The 7,515-nt window shown below is 74.4% G+C and carries 8 protein-coding genes; all 8 read right to left on the bottom strand.

The window, feature by feature from the left end:
* Positions 1-1,381 (bottom strand): primosome assembly protein PriA (locus EAD96_RS01260; protein WP_121682977.1); only part of this gene is annotated, 1,381 nt, incomplete at its 3' end.
* A gap of 59 nt (positions 1,382-1,440) precedes the next feature.
* A complete protein-coding gene (gene metK, locus EAD96_RS01255) occupies positions 1,441-2,646 on the bottom strand; it encodes a methionine adenosyltransferase (RefSeq protein WP_030271053.1) in 1,206 nt (401 codons plus the stop codon).
* An 82-nt stretch (positions 2,647-2,728) separates the two neighbouring features.
* Positions 2,729-3,937 (bottom strand): bifunctional phosphopantothenoylcysteine decarboxylase/phosphopantothenate--cysteine ligase CoaBC, encoded by a 1,209-nt coding sequence (gene coaBC, locus EAD96_RS01250; RefSeq protein WP_121682976.1) that lies wholly within the window; start codon positions 3,935-3,937, stop codon positions 2,729-2,731.
* A gap of 14 nt (positions 3,938-3,951) precedes the next feature.
* Positions 3,952-4,218 (bottom strand): DNA-directed RNA polymerase subunit omega, encoded by a 267-nt coding sequence (gene rpoZ, locus EAD96_RS01245; protein WP_013285517.1) that lies wholly within the window; start codon positions 4,216-4,218, stop codon positions 3,952-3,954.
* A gap of 3 nt (positions 4,219-4,221) precedes the next feature.
* Positions 4,222-4,773 (bottom strand): guanylate kinase, encoded by a 552-nt coding sequence (locus EAD96_RS01240; RefSeq protein WP_121682975.1) that lies wholly within the window; start codon positions 4,771-4,773, stop codon positions 4,222-4,224.
* 25 nt (positions 4,774-4,798) lie between these two features.
* Positions 4,799-5,116, bottom strand: a complete 318-nt coding sequence (gene mihF, locus EAD96_RS01235) for an integration host factor, actinobacterial type (RefSeq protein ID WP_013285515.1) — start codon at positions 5,114-5,116, stop codon at positions 4,799-4,801.
* 175 nt (positions 5,117-5,291) lie between these two features.
* A complete protein-coding gene (gene pyrF / locus EAD96_RS01230) occupies positions 5,292-6,131 on the bottom strand; it encodes an orotidine-5'-phosphate decarboxylase (RefSeq protein WP_121682974.1) in 840 nt (279 codons plus the stop codon).
* 87 nt (positions 6,132-6,218) lie between these two features.
* Entirely contained in the window at positions 6,219-7,493 is a 1,275-nt protein-coding gene (locus EAD96_RS01225; protein WP_121682973.1) for an adenosylmethionine--8-amino-7-oxononanoate transaminase, read from the bottom strand.
* Positions 7,494-7,515 lie beyond the last annotated feature (22 nt).

Raw genomic sequence — 7,515 nt, 5'->3', positions numbered from 1 at the left:
CCTCCCGCCCCGACGTCCGCACCGGCACGCCGGGGAACGCCCGGCCCAGCTCCTCGGCGGTCCGCCGGGCGCCGGTCACCGAGGCGCGCAGCCGCCGCCCGCCGCACTCCGGGCAGGCGTACGCGGCGGCCACCCGGCCGCACCAGCGGCAGGCGGGCGTGCCCTGCGCCGACGGCAGCGCGAGCGGTCCGGCGCAGTGCGGGCAGCGGGCCGGGGCGCGGCAGTCGGCGCAGGCCACCGACGGCACGTACCCCCGGCGCGGCACCTGCACCAGCACCGGCAGGTCCGCGCGCAGCGCGTCCCGGGCGGTGGTCCAGGCCAGGCTCGGCAGCCGCGCCGAGGCGGCGCCGGGATCGCGGGCCAGTTGCGGGTCGTCGCCGGTGGGCGCCATGGCCGGGGTACGCGCGCGCACCACCGCCCGGTCGGCCACCACCTCGCGCGCCCAGCCGGTCTCCACCAGCAACTGCGCCTCGGCGGTACGCGCGTAGCCGCCGACCAGGGCGGCCACGTCGCCGAGCTGCGCCCGGGTGAGCAGCACGTCCCGGGCGTGCGGGTAGGGCGCGCGCGGTTCGGCGTGCAGGTCGTCGCCGTCGTCCCAGATCGCCACCAGGCCGAGCCGCCGCACCGGGGCGAACATCGCGGCCCGGGTGCCGACGACCACGTCCACCTCGCCCGTCCGGGCGGTGAGGAAGGCCCGGTAGCGGCGGGCCGGGCCGTCGGCGGCGGTGAGCCGGACGTGCCGCCCCGCGCCGAGCACGGCGGTCAGGGCGGCGTCGAGGCGGTCCAGGTCACGGGCGTCGGCCACCACGACCACGGCGCCCCGGCCGCCGGCCACCGTGGCGGCGACCGCGTCGGCGTACCGGTCGGCCCAGTCCTCCCCCGGCAGCGCCGACCAGACCGCGCGGGCCGGCTTGCCGTCGGTGAGCGCGCGCAGCAGCGCCGGCCCGGCCGGGTAGTCCCGCCAGCCGCGCGGGTCCACCTCCGCCCGACCGCCCACCCGGGCGTCGGCGTCGGCGTCGGCGTCGGCGTCGGCGTCGGCGGACGGTGGCGCGTCCGCCGCCGTGACGGCCTTCTCGGCGCGGGCGTGCCGGGGCGGCACGGCCAGCCGGAGCACGTCGGCGAGGCTGCCGGCGTACCTGTCGGCCACCGCGCGGGCCAGCCGGGCCACCTCCGGGGAGAGCACCGGCACCGGGGACACGACCTTCTCCAGGTACGCCAGCTTCGGGTGCTCGGACGACTCGGCGCGCTCCAGCAGCCAGCCGTCGACGAGCTGCCCGGCGAACCGCACCTTCACGCGTACCCCCGGCCGGGCGTCGGCGTCGAGCGCCTCCGGCACCAGGTAGTCGAAGGGGCGGTCGAGGTGGGGCAGCGGCACGTCCACGCAGACGCGCGCGACCGGCGACCCCTGTGCGGGTCGCCGGTCGCGGCGCGTGGTGGCGGTCAGGCTCCCGCGGCCGACTTGAGGTCGGCGGCCCGGTCGGTGCCCTCCCAGGTCAGCTCCGGCAGCTCCCGGCCGAAGTGGCCGTACGCGGCGGTCTGCTGGTAGATCGGGCGCAGCAGGTGCAGGTCCCGGATGATGGCGGCCGGACGCAGGTCGAACACCTCGGCCACGGCCTTCTCGATCGAGGCGACCGGCACGGTCTCGGTGCCGAACGTCTCGATGAACAGGCTCACCGGGTGCGCCTTGCCGATCGCGTACGCGACCTGCGCCTCGCACCGCTCGGCCAGCCCGGCGGCGACCACGTTCTTGGCCACCCAGCGCATCGCGTACGCGGCCGACCGGTCGACCTTCGACGGGTCCTTGCCGGAGAACGCGCCGCCGCCGTGCCGGGCGTACCCGCCGTACGTGTCCACGATGATCTTCCGGCCGGTCAGGCCGGCGTCACCCATCGGGCCGCCGATCTCGAACCGCCCGGTCGGGTTCACCAGCAGCCGGTAGCCCTCGGTCTCCAGACCGAGGCCCTCCAGCTCCGGGGCGATGACGTGGTCCCGGATGTCCGGGGTGAGCAGCGACTCCAGCGAGATGTCCGCCGCGTGCTGGCTGGACACCACGACGGTGTCGAGCCGGACCGGGCGCAGCCCGTCGTACTCGATGGTGACCTGGGTCTTGCCGTCCGGCCGCAGGTACGGGATCGTGCCGTCCTTGCGGACCGCGGCGAGCCGGCGGGCCAGCCGGTGCGCCAGCGCGATCGGCAGTGGCATCAGCTCGGGCGTCTCGGAGCAGGCGAAGCCGAACATCATGCCCTGGTCACCGGCGCCCTGCGCGTCCAGCGCGCTCTCCGACCCACCGGTACGCAGCTCGAAGGCGTTGTCGACGCCCTGGGCGATGTCCGGCGACTGGGCGCCGATGGACACGCTGACGCCGCAGGACGCGCCGTCGAAGCCCTTCTTCGACGAGTCGTAGCCGATGCCGAGGATGGTCTCGCGGACGATCGTCGGGATGTCGGCGTACGCCTTGGTGGTCACCTCGCCGGCCACGTGCACCTGGCCGGTGGTGATCAACGTCTCCACCGCGACCCGGCTGTGCGGGTCCTGGGCGAGCAGCGCGTCGAGAATGCCGTCACTGATCTGGTCGGCGATCTTGTCCGGGTGGCCCTCCGTGACCGATTCGGACGTGAAGAGACGTGTCACGGCACTCCTAAGCATGTGAAGACTTTTAAAGGTCGCTCGGCGGCAGTTTAGTCATCATCGTTCCGCCGCGACCCGACGAACGCGGGTCGACCAACCGTCAGGAACGCGACGGCAACCGCTGACAGACGAGGTCCCAGACGGCGTCGGCCAGGGCCTCCTTTGGTTGCTCCGGCAACCGGTGCACGGCGCCGTCGGCGCCGATCACGGTGGCCGCGTTGGTGTCGGCGCCGAAGACCTTGTCCACGCCGACCTCGTTGACCACGATCATGTCGGCCCCCTTGCGGGCCAGCTTGGCCCGGCCGTTGGCCTCCGCGTCGTCGGTCTCCGCCGCGAAGATCACCAGCACCTGCCCGGGCCGGCGACGCCGCCCCAGCTCCACGGCGATGTCCGGGTTGGTGACCAGCTCGATGGCGGGCGCGACCCCGTCGTCGGACTTCTTGATCTTCCCGGTGGCGTAGCTGGCCGGCCGGAAGTCGGCGGGCGCGGCGGCCATCACCACGGCGTCCGCGTCGGCGGCCGCCGCGAGCGTCGCGTCGCGCAGCTCCTCGGTGGTGCCCACCCGGACCAGGTCCGCCCCGGCCGGGTCGGGCAGCGCCACGTTGGCCGCGACGAGCGTGACCCGGGCGCCCCGGGCCACGGCGGCGCGGGCGAACGCGTACCCCTGCTTGCCGGACGACCGGTTGCCCAGGAACCGGACCGGGTCCAGCGGCTCGCGGGTGCCCCCGGCGGTGACCACCACGTGCCGGCCGGCCAGGTCGGCCTCGGCCTCGACGCCGCGGGCCAGCGCCCGGCGGGCCACCGCGAAGATCTCCGCCGGGTCGGGCAGCCGGCCCTTGCCGGTGTCCCGCCCGGTGAGCCGGCCCACGGCCGGCTCGATCACGCGGACGCCCCGCGAACGCAGCGTGGCCACGTTCGCGACTGTGGCCGGGTGCTCCCACATCTCCGTGTGCATCGCCGGGGCCAGCAGCACCGGGCAGCGCGCGGTCAGCAGCGTGTTGGTGAGCAGGTCGTCGGCGAGGCCGTGGGCGGCCTTGGCGAGCAGATCGGCGGTGGCCGGTGCGACCACGACCAGGTCGGCGTGCTGCCCGAGCCGCACGTGCGGCACCTCGTGCACGTCGGACCAGACGTCGTCGGCGACCGGCCGGCCGGACAGGGCCGCCCAGGTCGGCGCCCCGACGAAGCGGAGCGCCGAGGCGGTCGGCACCACCCGGACCCGGTGACCCGACTCGGTGAAGAGCCGGAGCAGCTCACACGCCTTGTAGGCGGCGATGCCGCCGCCGACCCCGAGGACGATCTCGGCGGGCATCGGCGCGGGCGCGGTTACGGCTGGTCGGTCGGCTCGGCGGTGAGCAGGCCCGCGTTGATCTCGCGCATGGCGATGGAGAGCGGCTTCTCCTGCGGGGTGGTCTCCACCAGCGGGCCGACGTACTCCAGGAGGCCCTCACCGAGCTGGCTGTAGTAGGCGTTGACCTGACGGGCGCGCTTGGCGGCGAAGATGACCAGCGCGTACTTCGAGGTGGTCTTCTCGAGCAGCTCGTCGATCGGCGGGTTGGTGATGCCCTCGGGGTTGGTGGCGATGGATCCCACGAATTAAACCTCTGCGTCTCGTGCGCCGCCCGCGGGCGGTCGGGCCGGAGCCAGGAAGGACGAACCGAGCAATCCTACCAGCTCGGCCGCGGCGCGCTCGGTGTGGTCGTGTGCCACGGCGTGGGCGAAGACGGCCGCCACGTCCGGGTCGGCCCGGTACGCCGGCGGCGCGAGCAGCACCAGCCGGGCGCCGGGCGCCGCCGCCCGTACCGCCAGCGCGCCGGCCAGGTCCAGCGGCAGCAGCACCGGCCGTCCCTCGGCGAGCCGCGCCCGCACCTCGGCCCGGGGCACCCCCCGGCGGTACGGCCCGATCCGGCACCACTCCAGCAGCTCCCCGGCGGCGATCAGCCGGTCGAAGCCCGGCGCGTCGAGGAAGACGCGGTCCACACCGTCGCGCTCGTCCGGACGGGGTGGGCGGGTGGTGGCGACCGCCGGCACCCAGACAGACGCAAGGCGCGCCCGGACCGCCTCGACGACACTGCTCCGGCCGGCCCCGGAGGGACCGGACAGGACAGTGAGCCGAGCCGCCGAGCGCGCCTCGTCATCCGTGCTCACCGCTTGTTTCTACACGGCGGGCCGTTCAGTTGGCGGCGAACTCTCCGAGCAGAGCCTTGCGCTGCTGCTCGCCGAGGCCGCGCAGGCGACGGCTGTCCGCGATCTTGAGCTTCTCCATGATCTGGGTGGCCCGGATCTTGCCGATGCCCGGCATCGCCTGGAGCACGGCCGAAACCTTCAGCTTGCCCACGACGTCGTCGGACTCGGCCCGCTCGAGGACGGTGGCGAGGGTGGTCTTGCCCTGCTTGAGCTGCTCCTTCAGCTCAGCGCGGGCCTTGCGGATCTCCGCGGCCTTCTCCAGCGCGGCAGCGCGCTGCTCGGGGGTCAGTGACGGGAGCGGCACCAGTTCTCCTCAGGTCCCTAGTACGGCGGGCTGAGCGCCCCACCGCATCTGTGAAACGTGGTGTCGCTGGCAACCAAAGGGGTCCGTGGTTCCCAGCGCGGGGAAAACTAGCGGTCAACGGAGATTTCGGCAACGTGGGCGCGCGATGATCAACCCAAAGTGACCGAGCCGTCAGTCAGTCCGCCGTGCCCAGGGCGGCCCGGCAGTCGGCCAGCACCCGCTCGGTGGCGGCCCGCAGGTCGGCCGGGTCGGGGCCCGCGCCGAGCACCTCCCGGGAGTACGAGGGAAGCACCGACGGCAGCGCGGCGCCGAACACGGTACGCAACCCGGCGGGCGTTCCGCCCTGCGCGCCCAGCCCCGGCGCGAGCAGCGGACCGTTGACCGAGTCCAGATCGTGACCCGTCTCACCGACCGTCGCGCCGACCACCAGACCGAAGCTGCCGAGCGGCTCCGTACCCCGGTTGAGCTGGGAAATCTCGTCGATCACGGTCTGCGCGACGGTGCGCCCGTCGGCACCCACGGCGCGCTGCACGGAGGCACCCTCCGGGTTGGAGGTGAGCGCCAGGACGAAGACCCCGCCACCGTGCTCGGCGGCGGTGGAGAACATCGGGGCGAGCGAACCTACTCCCAGGTAGGGGCTCGCGGTGACCGCATCGACATACAGGGGGCTGGATGGATCGAGGTACGCCGAGGCGTACGCGGCGACCGTCGAGCCGATGTCACCACGCTTGACGTCAAGCAGAGTGAGCGCTCCCAAATCTCGCAACTGTCGGATAGTTGACTCAAGCACACCCACACCCCGGGCGCCGAAGCGCTCGAAGAACGCCGACTGCGGCTTGACCACGGCGACCCGGTCGCCGATCGCCTCCACCACAGTGGCGCAGAACCGCTCCAGGCCCGCCACGTCGTCGGACAGGCCCCAGGCGGTCAGCAACCCGGGGTGCGGGTCGATCCCCACGCAGAGCGGCCCTCGTTCCGCCACGGCCCGGTGCAGACGGGCGCCGAACGTCTCCATCGCGTCTCTCCCTCTCCCGGCGGCTCCGGGCCGCCTGGCGTGTCCGGCGACGGGCCTCCCGTCGCGCCCTGTGGAACTCGGCCGGGCTCAGCCGGCCTTGACCGCCGCGGCCACTCCGGCCGCGATCCGCGCCACGTCCGCGGCGTCGCAGACGTACGGCGGCATCGTGTAGACGAGATCCCGGAACGGGCGCAGCCACACCCCCTCGGCCACCGCGGCGGCGGTCGCCCGGGGCAGGTCCACCTCGTGGTCGAGCTGCACCACCCCGATCGCGCCGAGCACGCGTACGTCGGCCACACCGGGCGCGTCCCGCAACGGCGCCAGGCCGGCCCGCAGGCCCTCGGCGATGCCCGCCACCCGTCCCGCCCAGTCCCCGGCCCGCAGCAGGTCCAGGGAGGCGTTGGCGACGGCGCAGGCGAGCGGGTTGCCCATGAACGTCGGCCCGTGCGCCAGCACCCCGCCGGCGGAGATCGCGCGCGCCACCTCGGGCGTGCACAGCGCCGCGGCGAGCGTCAGGTACCCGCCGGTGAGCGCCTTGCCGACGCAGAGCACGTCCGGGGTGACGGCGGCGTGCTCGGCGGCGAACATGCGCCCGGTCCGGCCGAAGCCGGTGGCGATCTCGTCGAACACCAGCAGGATGCCGTGCCTGCGGGTCACCTCGCGCAGCACGCGCAGGTAGTGCGGGTGGTGGAACCGCATCCCGCCGGCGCCCTGGACCACCGGCTCCACGATCACCGCGGCCAGCTCGTCGGCGTGCCGCTCGACCGCCTCCACCAGCGCCGCCTCGTACGCCGGGTCCGGCGCCGCGTCGAAGCCGGGCGGCGGCACCGGCGCGAACACCTGCCGGGGCAGCACGTCGCCCCAGAGGTGGTGCATGCCGCCCTCCGGGTCGCACACGCTCATCGGGTGGAACGTGTCGCCGTGGTAGCCGCCCCGCCAGGTGCCCAGCCGGCGGCGCTGCGGGCGTCCCAGCGCCCGCTGGTACTGCAGGCACATCTTCACCGCCACCTCGACGCTCACCGAGCCGGAGTCGGCCAGGAAGACGTGTTCCAGGCCGTCCGGGGTCAGCTCGACGAGCGTGCGTGCCAGGCGTACGGCGGGCTCGTGGGTGAGCCCGCCGAACATCACGTGGCTCATCCGCCCGAGCTGGTCGGTCACCGCGGCGTCGAGCACCGGGTGCCGGTAGCCGTGGATCGCCGCCCACCACGACGACATGCCGTCGACCAGCTCCCGCCCGTCGGCGAGCCGCAGCCGCACCCCCTCCGCGCTGTCGACGACGTACGGCGCACTGGCGGAAGGCATGGCGGTGTACGGATGCCACACGTGCCGCCGGTCGGCCTCCAGGATCTCCTCAGGCGTCACGTCTCCTCCTTCACCCCGCCCC

It is taken from the genome of Micromonospora sp. BL1 (genome assembly GCF_003667485.1).
GTDB lineage: Bacteria > Actinomycetota > Actinomycetes > Mycobacteriales > Micromonosporaceae > Micromonospora > Micromonospora tulbaghiae.
This window is presented reverse-complemented; position numbering and strand designations above follow the sequence as displayed.